Source organism: Streptomyces lushanensis, assembly GCF_001700515.1.
GTDB lineage: Bacteria > Actinomycetota > Actinomycetes > Streptomycetales > Streptomycetaceae > Streptomyces > Streptomyces lushanensis.
Genome location: NZ_MAUD01000447.1, coordinates 1 through 2,224, shown reverse-complemented (window position 1 = coordinate 2,224; position 2,224 = coordinate 1). Strand labels below are relative to the sequence as shown.

Here is a 2,224-nt window from a genome sequence, read left to right as displayed (position 1 = left end):
GCGCCCGCCCCGGATCCGGGGCGAGCCCCGGATCCGGGGCGGGCGCTGCGGCCGGTGGCGGATCCGGGGCCGGGGACGCCGGTGAGTTCCACCTGCTGTCCGGTGGCGGCCCCGAGCACCCGGTCCCGGGCGAGCATGAGCCCCATCAGATTGGACTCCGTGCCACCGGAGGTCAGCACTCCGGCGGCCGACTCCGCGTCGTACCCGACCAGCCGCGCCAACTCCTTGAGCAGCAGGGTCTCCAGGGCGGTCGCGGCGGGCGCCTGATCCCACGAGTCCTGGGAGGGATTGAGCGCGGAGACGGCGAGATCGGCGGCGACGGCGACGGCGAGCGGCGGACAGTGCAGGTGCGCGGCGCACGCCGCGTCGGCGGGATCGGCGCTGCCTTCGGCGAGGAGGGCGGTAAGCCCCGCGAGCACACCGTGCGCCCCATGTGTCCCCCGCGTCCCGTGCTCCCCGGCCGCCGAGGCGATGCCGTCCGGCGCCGGTCCTGCGGGACCGCCCTGGGACGGCACGGGAACACGGTCCGCGCCGAAGGACCGGCCGAACGCCTCCGCCACCGCCTCCGCCGACTCCCCCGGCCGCCCCGGCGCGATCGGTCCGCCCCTCCGGCGCGCGCCCTCGGTCAGGGCCTTCAGGACCGTGTCCAGCAGCGGGCCCAGTGCCTCGGCGCCGCCCAGGCCGCCCGACAGGGCCGTATCACCGACGCCGCCGGGGCCGCCCGCGCTCCCCGCACCGCCCGCATCCGCCAAGCCGCCCGCGCCACTCGCGCCACCCGGACCGCCCGCACCCGCCGGACCGCCCGCGCCGTCCGGACCCGTCGCGTCCGTCCGCCCCGCGCCCGTCGTCACGAGCGCCGGTCCCGCTGCACCGGCGCCGGCACGGACGTGGTCGCGGACACCGACGTGGACGTGGACGTGGACGCCGACGTGGACGTGGACGTGGACGCCGACGTGGACGTGGACGTGGACACCGACGTGGACGTGGACGCCGAGGCCGGCGCCGGGACCGCACCCGGCCCGCTCCTCGACACCGTCCTCATCGCGTCCGCCAGCCGGTCGAGCACCGCCTCCGTCTGCTCGTCCGTGATCACGAGCGGCGGCAGCAGCCGAACCGTGGAGCCGAACCGTCCGCCGAGTTCGACGATCAGCCCCCGGTCGAGGCACGCCGCGCGGACCCGTTCCGCCAGTTCCGGCGCGACGGGACGGGCGCCGCAGGAGTCCAACGGTCCCTCCGGGTCGACCAGTTCGATCCCGATCATCAGACCACGTCCCCGTACGTCACCGATCAGCGGCAGCTCCGAGCGCAGCCCTTCCAGCCGCGCCGTCATCCGCGCGCCCACCGTCGCCGCGCGTTCGGCCAGGCCCTCCCCCGCCACGTACCGCAGCGTCGCCGCGCCCGTGGCCATCGCCAGCGTGTTCCCCCGGAACGTCCCGGTGTGGGCGCCCGGCAGCCAGCCGTCGTACTTCTCGTCGTACACGATCACCGCCAGCGGCAGACTCCCGCCGATCGCCTTCGACAGCACCATCACGTCCGGCACGATCCCGCTGTGTTCCACCGCCCAGAACGCGCCGGTGCGGCCGACGCCGGTCTGCACCTCGTCCACGATCAGCGGGATCTCCCGCTCGGACGTGATCCGCCGCATCTCCCGCAGCCAGCCGTCCGGTGCCGGCACCGCGCCGCCCTCGCCCTGGACCGCTTCGAGGATCATCGCGGCGGGCGGTACGACACCACCCGCCGGATCGTCGAGCAGCCGTTCCGTGTACGTCACCGACAGCCCGGCCCCGCGCTCGCCGCCGATCCCGAACGGGCAGCGGTACGCGTACGGATACGGCAGCCGCGTCACCTCGGCCCCGCCGCCCGCGACCCGTTCCTTGACCGCGACACTGCCGGTCGCCGCGAGCGCCCCCGCCGTCATCCCGTGGTACGCGCCGGTGAACGCGAGCAGCCCGCTGCGCCCGGTCGCCGTCTGCGTCAGCTTCAGCGCCGCCTCCACCGCGTCCGTACCGGCCGGTCCGCAGAAGTGGATCCGCGCGCGGTCGGCGAAGGCGCCGGGCAGGGTGGCGAAGAGCGCGTCGGTGAAGTCGTCCTTCTCCGGCGTCGCGAGGTCGAGGACATGGAGCGGCGCGCCGCTGTCGACCGTACGGCGGATGGCCTCCAGGACGACCGGGTGGTTGTGGCCGAGCGCGAGCGTTCCCGCGCCGGAGAGGCAGTCGAGATAGCG

General features: G+C 75.8%; 2 protein-coding genes. Both read right to left on the bottom strand.

Annotation, left to right across the window (positions count from 1 at the left end):
• Positions 1–851 (bottom strand): pyridoxal-dependent decarboxylase (locus BFF77_RS37275; protein WP_281196625.1); only part of this gene is annotated, 851 nt, incomplete at its 3' end.
• On the bottom strand, positions 848–2,224 hold a 1,377-nt coding region (locus tag BFF77_RS29060), incomplete at its 5' end, for a diaminobutyrate--2-oxoglutarate transaminase family protein (RefSeq protein ID WP_079125588.1). The genes BFF77_RS37275 and BFF77_RS29060, both read right to left, overlap by 4 nt.